The organism is Hyphomonas sp. (genome assembly GCF_013823385.1).
Classification (GTDB): domain Bacteria; phylum Pseudomonadota; class Alphaproteobacteria; order Caulobacterales; family Hyphomonadaceae; genus Hyphomonas.
On record NZ_PNMA01000048.1, the window covers coordinates 1 to 15,063 of the forward strand.

The 15,063-nt window shown below is 60.6% G+C and carries 10 protein-coding genes and 3 pseudogenes; 8 read left to right on the top strand and 5 right to left on the bottom strand.

Features of this window, described 5'->3' with window-relative positions:
* Nucleotides 1–134: 134 nt before the first annotated feature.
* Nucleotides 135–1,407 (top strand): annotated as a pseudogene (locus tag C0456_RS18215) (IS110 family transposase).
* Between the two features lie 235 nt (nucleotides 1,408–1,642).
* On the opposite strand, the pseudogene C0456_RS18220 reads toward C0456_RS18215, so the two are convergent.
* Nucleotides 1,643–2,451: pseudogene (locus tag C0456_RS18220) on the bottom strand (IS3 family transposase); the annotation flags it as partial.
* 167 nt (nucleotides 2,452–2,618) lie between these two features.
* On the opposite strand from C0456_RS18220, the gene C0456_RS18225 reads away from it, so the two are divergent.
* From C0456_RS18225 to C0456_RS18245, 5 genes are all read left to right on the top strand, one after another.
* Entirely contained in the window at nucleotides 2,619–2,963 is a 345-nt protein-coding gene (locus C0456_RS18225; RefSeq protein ID WP_291055235.1) for a hypothetical protein, read from the top strand.
* Between the two features lie 87 nt (nucleotides 2,964–3,050).
* On the top strand, nucleotides 3,051–3,998 hold the full coding sequence (locus tag C0456_RS18230) for a bifunctional enoyl-CoA hydratase/phosphate acetyltransferase (RefSeq protein WP_291055238.1): 948 nt from the start codon (nucleotides 3,051–3,053) through the stop codon (nucleotides 3,996–3,998).
* Entirely contained in the window at nucleotides 3,995–5,206 is a 1,212-nt protein-coding gene (locus C0456_RS18235; RefSeq protein ID WP_291055241.1) for a hypothetical protein, read from the top strand. Before C0456_RS18230 ends, C0456_RS18235 begins: the two co-directional genes overlap by 4 nt.
* 104 nt (nucleotides 5,207–5,310) lie before the next feature.
* Complete coding sequence (locus C0456_RS18240) at nucleotides 5,311–5,640, top strand: hypothetical protein (protein WP_291055244.1); 330 nt, start codon at nucleotides 5,311–5,313, stop codon at nucleotides 5,638–5,640.
* A gap of 25 nt (nucleotides 5,641–5,665) precedes the next feature.
* Nucleotides 5,666–7,438, top strand: a complete 1,773-nt coding sequence (locus tag C0456_RS18245) for an alpha/beta fold hydrolase (protein ID WP_291055249.1) — start codon at nucleotides 5,666–5,668, stop codon at nucleotides 7,436–7,438.
* On the opposite strand, the gene C0456_RS18250 is transcribed toward C0456_RS18245, so the two are convergent.
* The gene (locus C0456_RS18250; RefSeq protein ID WP_291055252.1) at nucleotides 7,420–10,149 is read right to left on the bottom strand and encodes a cation-transporting P-type ATPase; all 2,730 of its coding nucleotides are present in this window, start codon (nucleotides 10,147–10,149) and stop codon (nucleotides 7,420–7,422) included. The two genes, C0456_RS18245 and C0456_RS18250, sit on opposite strands and share 19 nt — an antisense overlap.
* Nucleotides 10,150–10,464: 315 nt before the next feature.
* On the opposite strand from C0456_RS18250, the gene C0456_RS18255 reads away from it, so the two are divergent.
* Complete coding sequence (locus C0456_RS18255; RefSeq protein ID WP_291055255.1) at nucleotides 10,465–11,301, top strand: universal stress protein; 837 nt, start codon at nucleotides 10,465–10,467, stop codon at nucleotides 11,299–11,301.
* Between the two features lie 21 nt (nucleotides 11,302–11,322).
* Here C0456_RS18255 and C0456_RS18260 read toward each other — a convergent pair whose 3' ends face one another.
* Together C0456_RS18260 and C0456_RS18265 are read right to left on the bottom strand one after the other, a co-directional pair.
* The gene (locus C0456_RS18260; protein WP_291055257.1) at nucleotides 11,323–12,090 is read right to left on the bottom strand and encodes a glucose 1-dehydrogenase; all 768 of its coding nucleotides are present in this window, start codon (nucleotides 12,088–12,090) and stop codon (nucleotides 11,323–11,325) included.
* A 274-nt stretch (nucleotides 12,091–12,364) separates the two neighbouring features.
* Nucleotides 12,365–13,312: a universal stress protein gene (locus tag C0456_RS18265; RefSeq protein ID WP_291055258.1), complete on the bottom strand. Its 948-nt coding sequence runs from the start codon at nucleotides 13,310–13,312 to the stop codon at nucleotides 12,365–12,367.
* A 305-nt stretch (nucleotides 13,313–13,617) separates the two neighbouring features.
* On the opposite strand from C0456_RS18265, the pseudogene C0456_RS18270 reads away from it, so the two are divergent.
* Nucleotides 13,618–14,691: pseudogene (locus tag C0456_RS18270) on the top strand (cation:proton antiporter); the annotation flags it as partial.
* Between the two features lie 81 nt (nucleotides 14,692–14,772).
* Here the strand turns inward: C0456_RS18270 and C0456_RS18275 are convergent.
* A partial coding sequence (locus C0456_RS18275) for a transposase (protein WP_291055262.1) occupies nucleotides 14,773–15,063 on the bottom strand: 291 nt, incomplete at its 5' end.

Sequence of the window (15,063 nt, forward strand, 5' to 3'; positions counted from 1 at the left end):
GTAGCACATTGGGAACCGATGTTCCGGAGGTCATGACCGCCTGCTTGTTTCTCACATGCAGGCGGGCGGTCATGACCGAGCCTTCAGGTCTCTTACAGTGGTTTTGCCGACCACAACTGAAGAGGAGACCGGCCATGACCAAGACGCATCATAAGACAGGGCAACCCGTTCTGATAGCGATTGATATCGCGAAGCATCGCAATGAAGTTTTGATCGCTGTCCCTGGGAGGCGGCGTCGCAAACGCCTCACAGTTCGTAACGTGCGGGAAGATATCGACAGATTTGTCGAGACGCTCACCGCCTTTGGCGTGCCGGTTCAGGTCGGATTTGAGCCGACGGGCGACTATCATCGGCCGCTGGCGTGGCGGCTCCATCAGGCAGGGTTTGAGTTGAAGCTCATTTCTTCGCTGTCGCTGGCACGCACGCGCGAGGCGATGCACAACTCATGGGACAAGAACGATCCGAAGGATGCGCAGGTGATGCTGCATATGATGCAGACTGGGCTAACCCAGATCTGGCATGACCCGCTCGTGCACGGCGTGAACGACATTCAAGAGTTGTCGAAGACCCATGCCGTCATCTCACAAACAAAGACTGAGTTCTGGCATCGTTTGAGAACACACTACTTGCCACTCTACTTTCCCGAGGCTGAGCGCTTCATGGGCAACTCGCGCAGCGATTGGTTCCTCGCCTTCCTCGAACAGTTCCCCACGCCGGGATCGATCACGTGCATGTCCGAAGATGCTTTCATCGAAGCGGCCTGGGATGTTGTCGGCAAGAAGGTATCAAAAGCTCGACTGCTCGCTGATATATACGCCACAGCCGCTGATTCCATTGGCCTGCCGGTCGATCCAGAGACGCCAGCGATCCGCATGTTTCGTCTCGTTCTCGGTCAGGGAAGACATCTGATTGCCCAACGTGATCAGATCGAACAGCAAGCCAGCGACCTGCTTGGAACACATCCGGACTTCGTACGCTTGAGGACCATCCCAGGCATCGGGCCGATCAACGCGCTCACCATCCTGGCTGAGGCCGGGGACCTGCGCCGCTTCGGGCATCACCGGCAGTTTCTTGAGTTTTGCGGATTCAACCTTTCGACTCAGCAGTCAGGTATATTCCGAGGGCAGACCAAACTCTCCAAGTTTGGAAATGCCAGGCTGAGACGGACATTCTGGATGGCAGGACAGGTCGCCATTCGGCAGCGCGAGAACGGCTTCCGCGACAAGTATGAAAGATACATCGCCAGAGATCACAGCGATCCGCACCTGAAGCGCAAAGCACTCACTGCCGTTGCCGCAAAGATCGCACGCACCGCACATTCGGTCATCAAGACCGAGACAGATTACCGCCCCTTCTTCGAAGGACGCGGTCCCAGGCGGAAGGACCCCGCTCTGCAAGTGCCGTTGAGGCATGCATCGTCATGACCTCGTAGATAATGTTCGGGTCTTCTGCCTGGGTATTCGGATCTCGTCTTGAGGACGGTGAGGGCCGCAATCCAGCGTACCCTGTGTTTGCTATGGAAGAACTGATTCCTTGACGACAGAAGACGCCTGGGTGAATTTGAAAAAGAGCGTGAAGCTGATTGGCTGTCACGCACTGCTGACCTGTTGGCTCATTCCAGCTTTCGTTCCTTTCATAGGACGTTGTCGGAGACGATCATTTGAGGGCGGCCACGCTGGTCGATCAGACGGGAGAGTTCCCGCGCAACGCGGACACCCGACAGCGAGACATCGACAACCGTCGCCAAGGCCTCGCGTGTGAAGTCATCGACGACGCAGAGCGTCCTGAACCGCCTGCCATCGCTCAGGGCGTCGGAGACGAAGTCGAGGCTCCATCTCTGGTTCGGCCCCTCGGGGAGGTGCATCGGGCTGCGGGTGCCGACTGCGCGCTTCCGGCCGCGCCGGCGCTTCACGGCGAGACCTTCCTCCTGGTAGATCCGGAACACCTTCTTGTGGTTAGCGCCCAGCCCCTCGCGGTCGAGCAGAATGCCCAGCCGGCGGTAACCAAACCGGCGGCGGGTCGCAGCCAGCGCCCGCAGACGCTCCCGCATGACAGCATCATCGCCTGCCTGTTTCTCATATTGGAACGTTGATCGATCCAGCTCAGCCAGCTTGCAGGCCCGACGTTCGCTCAGCTCATGCACCTCCATCAGGTGCTGCACGGCCTTGCGTTTGACATCGGGCGTCAGAAGTTTTTTGAGGCAATATCCTTCAACGCTGCATTGTCCAGCATCGCCTCGGCCAGAAGGCGCTTCAGCTTGCTGTTCTCGGTCTCCAGCGTCCGCAGCCGCTGGGCGTCCGACACCGTCATCCCGCCAAACTTGGCCTTCAGCTTGTAAAAGGTCGCATCCGACAGCCCGTACTTTCGGCAAATGTCTGCCGTCTTCACGCCGCTCTCGTGCTCCCGGATCATCGCAATGATCTGCTCGTCTGAAAATCTGCTCTTGCGCATGTGTCATCCTCTCTAATCGAGAGAGTCTGCAAAATCATGGCCGGAATTCAGGGGGCTGGGTCACGCTGAGCTATGCGATCGGGCGAAATTTCTACTTCCGTTGCGACAATGTTGCAGCGCTGTCCATCTTCGATGCCTGGATGGGCGAAGGATATGGCCCCGCGGAGATGATCGCCTTTGGAGAAGAAGTCTATGATATGATGCTTCAGGATGCCGGGCGCGTGGACGAAGCCATCCCGCGTATGAGAGATCTTGTTCACCGCTTTGACACGGGCTACGCCACCAGCCTCACCGACCGCGTCAATTACGCCGTGCGCCTTGCGCGCATGACCCGGGACGAAGCAGACGCAAAGCTGGGCGAAGACTTGCTACAGCAGCGACTTTTGCAGGACCTTGCTCCTTTTGACAGGCTATATGCTTTCAGTCAGCTCGCTTCACTACGCATGACCCGGGATGATCGGGAAGGCGACGGCATACGGTTCTGCAGTTGCGCTCTCATTCCGCCTGGCTGAAAGTTCCGGCATTCCATCAAGCGGCTTGTGGTGAGACCATAGACGCCGGACCTGTCCGGAGAACCGAAGTCATTCAAAGGAAACACGATGCCGAAGGAAACCGCTGGCTATCACGACGACCCCGAAAACGCATTCTCGGCGCTCATTGCCAGAGCCGGACGCCCGCGAATCCGGACCGCGATCGTTCACCCCGTCGACACCCTGTCCCTCTCAGGCGCCATGGCCGGACGCGAGGCGGGCCTGATCGAACCCATCCTGATCGGCCCCGCGGCGCGCATCACGCAGGCTGCGAAAGCAGCAGGCATTGACCTGACGGGGATCGAAATCATCAATACCCCGCACAGCCACGCAGCCGCCGCAGAGGCTGTGAGCCTGGCGGCGGCCGGGAAGGTTTCGGCCCTGATGAAGGGCGCGCTCTCCACCAGTGAACTCATGGGCGCCTGCGTGGCCGCTGGCGCCGGCCTGCGCACCGAGCGGCGGATGAGCCATATCTTCGTCATGGAAACGCCCGCCTGGCCGACATGGCTTCTGATTTCCGATGGCGGCCTCAACATTGCGCCAGACCTCATGACAAAACGCTGGATCGTGCAGAACGCCATCGACCTTGCGCGCGCCATCGGCATCGATCCACCGCGTACGGCCATTCTGTCCGCCACCGAAGTCGTCGATCCGCACATGCCTTCGACGATAGATGCTGCTGCCTTGTGCAAAATGGCAGACCGGGGGCAGATAAAAGGCGGCCCCGTCGATGGGCCACTTGCCTTCGATCTGGCGATCTCGAAGGCGTCTGCAGAGGCAAAAGGCCTTGTCTCCCCGGTCGCCGGCGCCGCCGATATCCTGATCGTCCCTACGATTGAGGCGGGCAATATGCTGGCCAAGCAACTCGACTATCTCGCAGGCGCGGCGGCGGCCGGGCTTGTCCTGGGCGCCCGGGTTCCCATCATCCTCACCAGCCGTTCCGACAGCGCGCAGGAACGGGCGGCGTCCTGCGCGCTGGCCGCCGTCTATCTGAACTGGTCGGAGGGGGCACAATGAGCGGCCTTCGTATTGCCACGCTGAACTCCGGCTCTTCCAGCATCAAGATTGCCGCTTACAGCTTCGGGGCAAACGGCAAGGCCGGCGTGGAGCTGTTGCGCGCCAATCTCTCTGGACTGCCAGCCGCACCGCATCTGTCGGCAAAATCGGCAGACCTTGAAACCGCCGAACGATTTCTCGCCGCTGCCGACATTTCAAACCTCGATCCGAAAATACTGGCGCCCCGTTTGCTGGCGGCAACAGAAGCCTCTCTGGGTGCACCCGTGCATGCGCTGGGACACCGTGTCGTTCAGGGCGGCCCCGGCATTGTGGACTCGCACCGCGCCACACCGGACATGCTGGATCATCTCGAGACGCTGTGCCCCCTGGCACCCGACCACCAGCCCCACAATCTCAGCGCCGTGCGCGCCGTCGCTGCGGAGCGGCCTGACCTGTTCCAGACGCTATCCTTCGATACAGCCTTCCACAGGATGCAGCCACGGCTTGCGCAACTCTATGCGATCCCGCGCGCCCTGAGTGAAACGGGCATCATTCGCTACGGCTATCATGGCCTGTCTTATGCCAGCATCGCGCGGCGGCTGCCGGACCTGTTCCCTGAGCGCCCCCACCGCCGGACACTCGCCCTGCATCTGGGCAGCGGCGCCAGCCTTTGCGCGATACTGGACGGCCGCAGCATCGCTACCTCCATGGGGTTCTCCGCAATCTCCGGCGTGCCCATGAGCACGCGCGCGGGCGACATTGATGCCGGCGCCATCCTTTATCTGCTGAGCGAAAGGCAGATGAGACCGGAGGACATCTCGATCATGCTGCGCAAACAGTCGGGATTGCTTGGTGTCTCGGGCGTGTCCGGCGATTTGCGGACCGTCGAGGCGAGCGGAACGCCGGAGGCAGAAGAAGCAATCAACCTCTTTATCTACCGGATCGTGCGGGAATGCGGCTCCCTGATCGCGGCGCTCGGCGGGCTGGACGCCATCGTTTTCACAGCCGGCATTGGAGAAAACTCACACCGGGTGCGCGCGGGCATTGCCGAAGGCCTTTCATGGGCCGGTGTGGCTATCGATCCGGCAGCGTACAGGGCTGGCGCGCCCCTCCTGTCACCTCCAGACGCACCGGTCAGTGTCGCTGTCGTGCCCGCGGATGAGGAATCGGAAATCGCGCGCGACTGTCTGTCCGTATACGAATTGGATCGCCCGGAATCGTCAATCTGAAGGTGCCATTGCGGCAACTACGTATAGGTTGAGCGTGCCTTTGCACGCATATTGGAAAAAGGGGGTAAACTGGAATCCTGACCTGGAAGAAGGAGTGCATCATTATGGCACGTGCATCCACCCAAGCCGAAAACGTCAAGGCCGCGCCGAAAGCATTTTCCGCTGTCGATCCATTTATGTCCGCATGGCCGATGGCCAGTTCGGGCGCCAGCCCACCAGCCGCCTTGGAAAGTTTCCGCCGGATGAGCGAGATTCAGATGGAAATGACCCGGTTCTGGGTAGACCGCGCCCGCAAGAATGCGAGTGCGCTTTCAGCTTTCGTAACCTGCCGCTCGCCACAGGATTTCCTGGAGATCTGGCGCAATGCCGCCATTGAAGCGGTGACCGATTATGCCGACGAGGCGGCGCGTCTCCTTGACCACACCCAAAAGTAAGCGGCCCCGCGCGGCCCCCTTGAAGGTGCATTCAGAAAGTCCCCTCCGGCGCCCGGCGGCGGAAGGGGATTCCGAAGGGTGCGCGCAACCAGATGCGATCCAGGACGTGTTCCGGGATCTCGACCGGCGCTTGCGCGGCCGCTTCGCGCAGGTGACAGGCGGCCAGTCGCCCTGGGCGGCCCTTCAGGCATGGGAAGACTGGTATTTTCATCTCTCGGTCTCGCCCGCGCGCCAGATCGAGCTGTGGTGGCGCTGGTCCGAAGCCCTTCAGGCGCTGGCGCAAAGCGAGCGCGCCGGCGAAGGAGACGAATGGGCGTTCAAGCCCGAGCCGGGAGACCGGCGGTTCCGCAGTCCCGGCTGGAACCGCGCGCCCTATCGTTTTCTGGCACAGTCGCATCTCGCAGCCGAGGCACAGTGGCGCGCCGCCACATCCTGCCTGCGCGGTGTCGCCGATCACCATGCCCGCCGTGTGGCGTTCATGGGATCTTCCTTCCTGAATGCGCTCGCGCCCGTGAATTTCCCCTGGACCAATCCCGATGTGCTGGACGCGACCCTCGCAAGCAATGGCCAGAACTTCATGCGAGGCATGACACATCTCTGGCAGGACATCGCCGCGCAAAGCGGCCATCTCCGGCCGGACGAGAAACACGCCTGGCAGGTTGGTAAAACCATGGCGATCACAGAAGGCCAGGTCGTTTATCGCAACCATCTGTTCGAACTCATCCAGTACGCACCAACGACCGGAAAAGTGCATCCCGAGCCGGTGCTGATCGTGCCCGCATGGATCATGAAATACTATATCCTCGACATCACGCCGGAAGATTCCTTCGTCCGCTGGCTGGTCTCACAGGGGTTCACCGTCTTCATGATCTCCTGGAAAAATCCGGGGACGGATCTACGCGACACGGCTTTCGATGACTATCGCCGCAATGGCGTGATGGAAGCCCTGGAAGTCGTCCACGCGGCGTGCGGCGGTGCTCCGGTCCACGGCGTGGGTTATTGTCTCGGCGGCACGATCCTGGCAATCGCCGCCGCCGTCATGGGACGCAGTGATGACAACCGGCTGGCCTCGCTGACCCTTCTTGCCGCCCAGACGGATTTTCGCGAAGCCGGTGAACTGCTCCTCTTCATCGATGAAAGCCAGGTCGCGCTGCTCGAAGACATGATGCACATTGACGGCACGCTGGACGCGCGGAACATGGCCGGCGCCTTCTCCGTGCTGCGCGCCCATGAACTCGTGTATTCACGCATCGTGGAGCGCTACATGCTCGGGCACAAGGCAGAGCCGGGCCCCATGGAAGCCTGGTTGGCCGACCCGACCCGGATGCCTGCACGCATGCATAGCGAATACCTGCGCCAGCTTTTCATGGAGAACAGCTTCACGCACGGCGAACTGTCTGTTGAGGGCGAGTTCGTCGCAGTCAAGGACATCGGTGTGCCCGTCTTCGCCCTGGGCGCGGAACGGGACCATATCGCTCCCTGGCGTTCGGTGTACAGGATCGGCCTGCATGGGTCTGCTGAGACCACTTTCGTGCTCACCGGCGGCGGTCACAACACAAGTGTCGTCAGTCCGCCCGGCAAGGCAGGTGCCTACTTCTATGCAGGCCCGCAGATCGGCGGGAGCACTTACCTTGAGCCGGATGCCTGGATGGCACGCGCCAATAGGAAAGACGGGTCCTGGTGGCCCGAATGGCTCAGCTGGCTGAAAGCAAAATCCGGCTCCGGACCGCGTGTACAATCGCCTGCGCCGCATGACGCCCTCGGTCCAGCGCCGGGAACCTATGTGCTGGAAGCGTGAGTCCGGCTGCCCGCGCGCAATTGTCCGGCCCGCAGCCGGATCTGCTTTTCTGTTTCGATGATGGCAAAGAAGACGGCTCCCACAACAATGATCACGGCGCCGTCAAAGAAAGAGACCGGCGCGGTGCCGAAGATTTCCTGCATTACCGGAACATAGGTCACGGCAAACTGCGCCGCCGTGACTGTGAGCACGGAAAACCAGACGACCCGGGTCCCTTTTACCGCATCCCATGTCAGTGAGGCGCCATAAATATTCCGTATAAAGAAAAGATGGAAGATCTCCAGGACGACAAGTGTGTTCACAGCGATGGTGCGCGCCACTTCTGCAGGGTATCCCCGGTCAATCGCATAAAGATACATCCCGTAGACGGCGGCCAGGAACAGCATGGATACGAAAACGATATGCCAGACGAGCCCGCCGGTCAGCAGCGGTTGGTTCCGGGGCCGCGGCGGCCGGTTCATGGTGGCTTTCTCGGTCGGTTCAAATGCGAGAGCCAGTCCGAGCGTTGTGGCCGTGATCAGGTTTATCCAGAGTATCTGGATCGGCGTCATCGGCAGCGCAAATCCAAACACCAGGGCCACCAGTATCGTTGCGGCCTCGCCGGCATTGGTCGGCAGCGTCCAGCTGATCACCTTCTTGATGTTGTCATAGACGGTCCGGCCTTCCTGGATGCTTGCAACGATCGACGCGAAATTATCGTCTGCAAGCACGAGGTCAGCCGCCTCCTTGGCCGCTTCTGATCCCTTGCGTCCCATGGCGATGCCCGCATCCGCCTTTTTCAGCGCGGGTGCGTCGTTCACGCCGTCGCCGGTCATGGCGACAGTGAGGCCGCGCGCCTGCAGGGCCGTTACGAGACGCAGCTTATGCTCCGGGCTGGTCCTGGCGAAAATGTTCGTGTGTTCGATCAGTTCCTGCAGCTGAGGATCGCTGATCATGTCGAGATCTGCGCCGGTCAGCACCGTGCCGGGATTCAGCAGGCCGATCTGGCGCCCGATCGCGGCCGCTGTGCCGGCATGGTCGCCGGTGATCATCTTCACCGCTATGCCCGCCTTGTGACAGGCAGCAACCGCGTCAATTGCTTCGGCCCGCGGAGGATCAATCAGGCCCACCAGTCCGAGAAGAACGAGGCCTTCTCCCAGAACAGCCGGGGCAAACACATCCGGCTCCTTATCGCGGCGCCACCCTGCCAGCGCCAGCACCCGCATCCCCTGACCGGCGATGTCACTGCTCACCTGTTGCCAGAACCTCGCATCGACCGGCTCATCTGTCCCATCGGCAGCACGCTGACAGGTGGCCATCTCGACAATTCGTTCCGGCGCGCCCTTTACGCAGATCAGGGCGCCGCTGCCATCTGCCCGGTGGAGCGTTGCCATGTAACGTGTGGCAGAATCGAAGGGTATCTCGGCAATTCGCGGCGAGATGGCCTCTGCAGCGGCCCGCTCAACTCCGAGCTTTCCGGCAAGCGCGATCAACGCGCCCTCCATCGGATCTCCCTGCACCTGCCAGTCGCCCTCCACTTCGACAAGGCTGGCATCGTTGCAGAGCGCGGCAACCCGGGCGAGTGCAGTCAGACCGGACGGATCGCTTCCCACGACATCGCCGCGCGGCATGTAGCCTTCTCCGCCGATTTTCCAGGCGCCTGCAGCGGTTACCACAGCGCTGACCACCATTTCGTTCCGGGTCAGAGTGCCCGTCTTGTCCGTGCAGATGACCGAGACCGATCCGACCGTCTCGATCGCGGGCAATCGCCGGACAATCGCATTCCGCCGCGCCATCGCCTGCACGCCGACCGCCAGCGTGATCGTCAAGACAGCCGGCAATCCTTCCGGAATGGCGGCCACCGCGAGGCTGACCACAGCCATGAACACGTCGATAAACGCGAGGTGATCAACGAAGTATCCAAAGACGAGAAGCGCCAGCGATATCAGCAGGATCATGACCGTCAGCCAGCGCGCGAAGCCGGCAATCTGGATCATCAGCGGGGTGCTCAGCGTCTGCACATCGCCCAGCAACCCGCTGATCCGTCCGATCTCGGTATGCTTCCCGGTTGCCGTGACGACGCCGCGCGCCGTGCCGGAGATGACAAGCGTTCCGCTGAACAGCATGGACTTCCGGTCGCCCAGCGGCACAGCGGCTGCCACCGGCTCGACCTGCTTACTCACCGGGAGGGATTCGCCGGTAAGAATGGCTTCCTGTACCTGGAGATTGTTCGCCTGGATCACGCGCAGGTCGGCGGGCACCTTGTCGCCCGCCTCAAGCAGGACGATGTCGCCTGGCACGAGCACTTCGCCTTCCACGGTCAGCCTGCGTGCGCTGCGCAGGACCGCAGCATGAGGCGACAGCATGTTGCGGATCGCCGCCATTGCCTGTTCAGCGCGCCCCTCCTGAACATAGCCGATCAGGGCGTTAACGATCACGACAGCGAAGATAACTGCGGTGTCGATCCAGTGCTGCAGAAGCGCCGTCACGAGTCCGGCGCCGATGAGCACATAGATCAGGACGTTGTGGAAATGCGAGAGGAACCGGAGCACCGGATGGCCCCCCTTCGGAGCGGGCAGCCGGTTTGGTCCATACGTTTCCAGGCGGAGACCGGCTTCTGCATCTGTCAGTCCCGAGACGGAGTCTGTCTGAAGAGCCGCGAGACTTTCCGAAACAGGGACACTGAAAAGCACCGCAGAAACGGAAGTCTGCTGCAAGAGCGGGTCGGTCATGTCTGCCCTCCAAACAAGCCCTGATGCGGGCTCTCTGCATACCGCCTATTCCCGGCGGACTGGCCGCCCCGCAGCAGGGCCGGCGCATCGTGCGATATGAATGTGTCGCCTGTCGTCATGCCGTCCCGGGAGGAAAACGGCAATTTCGGTAAATACGTATAGTCTCCTCGCGCAGGTGGACTGACAATTTCCCGGGCATTCCATATCGGAATGTGCCAACGGCGTCAGCGCGTTTCAGAGAACGGACTGAAAGGCACATCTGGCCATATCGGTCCCATGTGCCGGGTTTGACGCCAGCCGGAAAGGGGAATTTAAATGAAGCTTAAAGACATCGTCGTGTGTGTGACCAGCGCCAGCGCAGATAACAGCGCAATTGATCTGGCTCAACAGATCGCAGGTGATTTCAACGCACATGTGGCCTGTTCGGCGATCGGCATCCTGCAATCCCTGCTATTCTACAACGAGTTCGGGATGAGCGCGGCACATGTGGAACACCTCAGGCAGGAGAAGGAACTGATCCAGCGGTTCTGGACCGGGCTGAAAGACAATCTCGACAACCGGACCCCGTTGTTTGAACTGCGCCGGCACAGCACCTACAGCGCCAACTTGGAATCCCTGGTGGCGGCGATTGCCCGCCACGCAGATCTCGCAATTGTGCGCGCCCCTGACAAAGACGCGGCCCAGCCCTATTCCCAGATGATAGAAGCCGTGCTGCTTGGCTCGGGCCGCCCTGTTCTGGTTGCGCCCGTCCACTGGACGCCTGGTCCGGTCGGCCGGCGTATTGTCATCGGCTGGGATGCCAGCGGGGAAGCTGCGCGGGCGATGCATGACGCGCTGCTGCTGGCTTCCCCGGACGCCGATATCACGATTGTCACCGTCGACGCAAAACCAGGCAGCCTTGATCACGGAGACGCGCCCGGCCTCGATATAGCCGCGCATCTTGCCCGGCACGGGCTGAAGGTCGAGCTGCGCAATGAGGCAAGCCTTGGCCGCCCAGTGCATGAAGTGCTGATGCAGGTCGCAACCGACACGAATGCAGATCTGATGGCCCTTGGCGGTTACCGGCATTCCCGGCTCCAGCAGACCCTCTTCGGCGGCGTCACCCGGAACATGCTCCGCGACACCCCCATTCCGCTTCTGCTGGCCCACTGACAGGCGCGGGAGGGAGGATCCTCACCACGCCGTCCAGCCGCCATCGACAGCAATCGCCTGTCCGGTCATATAGCTCGCACCGTGGCTGCAAAGCCAGAGGACGGCGCTGGCTATCTCTTCCGGCCTGCCGATCCGAGCCATCGGCACACGTGTTACGAGCCCGGCTCTGGCGGAGGCATCGGTGCCCGCAAACCTGTCGATCATTGGTGTCTGGATGACACCGGGAGATATTGCGTTTACACGGATGGATTGTTCAGCAAGATCCAGCGCTGCGCTGCGCGTGAGGCCGACAACGCCATGCTTGCTGGCGGCGTAAGCGGCAATACCCGCAAAGCCCGTCAAACCCGCTATCGACGCACAATTGACGATGGAACACGCGCCGCCTGTTGCCCGCATCACGGGAATCTGATGCTTCATGCACCACCAGACGCCGCGAAGATTGACCTCAATCACACGCGCCCAGTTCTCGTTCGTTGCCTGATCGACCGGCAAAGCCTCGCCTTCGATGCCGGCATTGTTGAATGCGTGGTGGAGGCCGCCGAAGTGATCTCTGGCAGCAGCAACGGCCGCCATGATATCCGGTTCCAAACTGACATCGCAGTGGACGAAAAGAGCCTGATGGCCCGACGCACTCATTTCAGAGGCCAGCGCCTCCCCTTCTTCGTCCAGGATGTCGGCGATGACGACCGCGGCTCCGGCGGCGCAGAAAGCCCGGACCGTGGCGGCGCCAATGCCTGACGCGCCGCCGGTGACCATCACCACCTGGTCTGCAAATGTCTGCTCTGTCATGTGTCCGTCCTCCTCTTCGCAGCTGTTACGGCCACCCCGCGGTTCACCCGGTACGAGGCTGGCGACATCGCCGGTCGATGTTGTCTTCCCTGCTCGCGTGCCGCTTCGGGACGCACCGTGCTGTCCGGCAACCCTGGCCGGTCTCGCCTGGCAGGTGAATACGGAGCATTACCGGTATGGCGAACGGTTTGCCCAAGACCGGCGGGCCCGGGGCAGCCGTCCAGAATTCAGGGCCGGACATCGAACGCTCAGCTTTTTTAGCAATCCTGTCGTGTCACGGCTCCGGCGAAGCCTCCGATACCGATGGAGGTATGGCAAGGACGTCAACCGATGCAGATCGCAATACCTGTTCTGCCACACTGCCAAGGATGAATTTCTGCATCCCGCTCCGGCCGCGTGTCGAGATAACGATAAGATCTGCCTGCTCGGATTGCGCTGCTTTGAGGATTTCGTGGGCGGCACTGGTCGCTTCATGCCGCAACAATGTCGCAACGCGGGGAACCTTTATCTTCGAAAGGAATGTGGAGAGCGCAGTGGCAGCTGATTTTTTTTCGTCATCAAGATAATGCGCCCGGTCCTCGGGATGAAGTGTGTCAGACATCACAAGCCGCAGCGCCGGTGCCTCAAAAACATGCAGCACGGAGGAACGCCCGCTCCTGCCGACGCGGAGGGCCCCAAAATGGGAAAGCGCGATTGCCGAGGCGTCGGACAAGTCGGTCGTCTGCATGATGTGCGTATAGTTGTCCACGGGAACGGCATTCACGACCAGGACCGGGCACCCGGCAGATTTGATGGATCGCTCGGCAGTTGTCCCGACAAACACATCTTTCAGCAGTTTTCGCCGATAGGGCCCGAGAACGAGGAGGTCTGGCCGTTCCGCTTCTACACCCTGCTCTATTCCCAGATGAGGGGCGCCGAGGCGGACCGACCAGTCACACTGCAGTCCGTCCTCTGAGCGGATCGTTGCCGAAAGCGCACGCATTAGGCTTTCGGCCTGGTCGCGATTGGCCTCCACAATCCGGCGAGGATGATCATCATCAACAACATGAAGCAGATGCATTTTCGCGCCGTGCTGCCGGGCGAGAAGCGTTGCCCGTCGCAGAGCCCGGTCGGACCTTTCAGAAAAATCCGTCGCGACCAAGATTTTTTTCAGCATGAGAAGCCCGATGAGAGAAACGAACACATTGATTGACGGCAGATCAGACAGACTGCGAACAGCCATACTTACGCACGTGGCGATCCATCGCAATTCATTTTGATTATTTGTGCTTTGTGCAGTTCTGCGTAGTCCAATCCAGATCGAAATCGCGAAGGCATGCTCCCTGGGAACCGTTATAACGACGGCGGCCCTCCTGATCAGAAAAATCTTTTCGCCATCAGGGTTAGTTGGCAAGTATTCGCCAGGGCCCGATCGGACGCCATCGGATTCCAAGCCCACGAAGCACGGAGTCTGGAAACGCGGTTGGCAGGCTCGCAGGCAGGTGCTTGTGAAACGCCAAGCGCAGAGCCAGATGCAAGGAGACTTGAATGGATGCTTTGATTCACAGCCCTTTTGCGGAGATCGCAACACTTCTTGCTCTGGCTTCCGCCATCGGCCTGGTTGGGATTTTCCTACGCCAACCCCTGATCGTCAGCTTTATTGCAGTTGGTCTGCTCGCTGGCCCGTCTGCCCTGGACCTTGTGCACTCTGACGAACAGATAGATCTGCTCGCCGAACTCGGGATTGCGGTACTTCTGTTTCTGGTCGGGATCAAACTTGATGTGAAACTGATCCGTTCGCTGGGAACCGTGTCTCTGCTTACAGGACTTGGTCAGGTCGCCTTCACGTCGCTCTTTGGCTATTTTATCGGCCTTGCACTTGGACTGAACCATCTGACGAGCCTTTACGTCGCCATTGCGCTGACTTTTTCCTCGACGATCATCATCGTCAAACTCCTGTCGGACAAGCGCGAAATCGACTCGCTCCACGGCCAGATCGCCCTCGGCTTTCTGATCGTCCAGGACCTTGTTGTCGTTCTCGCGATGATTGTACTCTCCGCCATTGGCATTGGCGCAGGCAGCGGTCATTCAAGCGGCGGGGCAAGTTCCATCATGACCGTCCTGGCCTCAGGCGCAGGACTTGTGGCGGTCGTTATTCTCTTTGTACGCTTCATTGCCAATCCGCTGACTGCCTGGCTCGCCAAAGCGCCGGAGCTGCTGCTCATATTCTCCCTTGCACTGGCAGCGGTGTTTGCCGCTGTCGGCGACTATGTCGGACTGGGCAAGGAAGTCGGGGGACTGCTGGCGGGTGTTGCGCTGGCATCCAGCCCTTACCGGGAAACCATCGCCGCCCGGCTCGCACCGCTGCGGGATTTCCTCCTGCTTTTCTTCTTTATTGCGCTTGGCGCAACGCTAGACCTGTCCCTCCTGGGCAGCCATGTTGCCGGCGCGATCATTTTCTCTGTCTTCGTGCTTATCGGAAACCCCCTGATCGTGCTGGCGATCATGGGAGCGATGGGATACCGCAAACGCACCGGCTTCCTGGCCGGCCTCACTGTCGCCCAGATCAGCGAATTTTCGCTTATTTTCGTGGCCATGGGAGTGAGTATTGGACACGTTCAGTGGTCTGCTCCCGAAAAAGTGGTCCGTTATTTGAGTTAGTTCCGGCTTCGATTGGTGCTGACCCCGACTTTGGTCCGGCCTTCATGCGACTTTTCGGGCTTGTTCAAGTAGGGCCGCAAAGGCGCTTGGCGTCAAGTTTCCAAGCGCCGAATGCGGCCGGTTTTGGTTGTAATCGTCTCGCCATTCACTCAGCCGGCTTCGGGCGTCGGCCATCGACAGGAACCAGGCGGCGTTGAGGCACTCCTGTCGAAGCCGGCTGTTGAAGGACTCAATGTAAGCATTATCCGTGGGTTTTCCGGGCCTTGAGAAGTCGAGCTCGACTTTGTTGAGATACGCCCATTGATCGAGCAGCCGCCCGGCGAACTCCGGACC

Bases quoted from the DNA above. Each gene is read 5' to 3' on its own strand.
- C0456_RS18265 (WP_291055258.1), bottom strand. From the start codon at position 13,312: ATGGCTGTTCGCAGTCTGTCTGATCTGCCGTCAATCAATGTGTTCGTT.
- C0456_RS18225 (WP_291055235.1), top strand. From the start codon at position 2,619: ATGATCGCCTTTGGAGAAGAAGTCTATGATATGATGCTTCAGGATGCC.
- C0456_RS18255 (WP_291055255.1), top strand. From the start codon at position 10,465: ATGAAGCTTAAAGACATCGTCGTGTGTGTGACCAGCGCCAGCGCAGAT.
- C0456_RS18240 (WP_291055244.1), top strand. From the start codon at position 5,311: ATGGCACGTGCATCCACCCAAGCCGAAAACGTCAAGGCCGCGCCGAAA.
- C0456_RS18235 (WP_291055241.1), top strand. From the start codon at position 3,995: ATGAGCGGCCTTCGTATTGCCACGCTGAACTCCGGCTCTTCCAGCATC.
- C0456_RS18260 (WP_291055257.1), bottom strand. From the start codon at position 12,090: ATGACAGAGCAGACATTTGCAGACCAGGTGGTGATGGTCACCGGCGGC.
- C0456_RS18230 (WP_291055238.1), top strand. From the start codon at position 3,051: ATGCCGAAGGAAACCGCTGGCTATCACGACGACCCCGAAAACGCATTC.
- C0456_RS18250 (WP_291055252.1), bottom strand. From the start codon at position 10,149: ATGACCGACCCGCTCTTGCAGCAGACTTCCGTTTCTGCGGTGCTTTTC.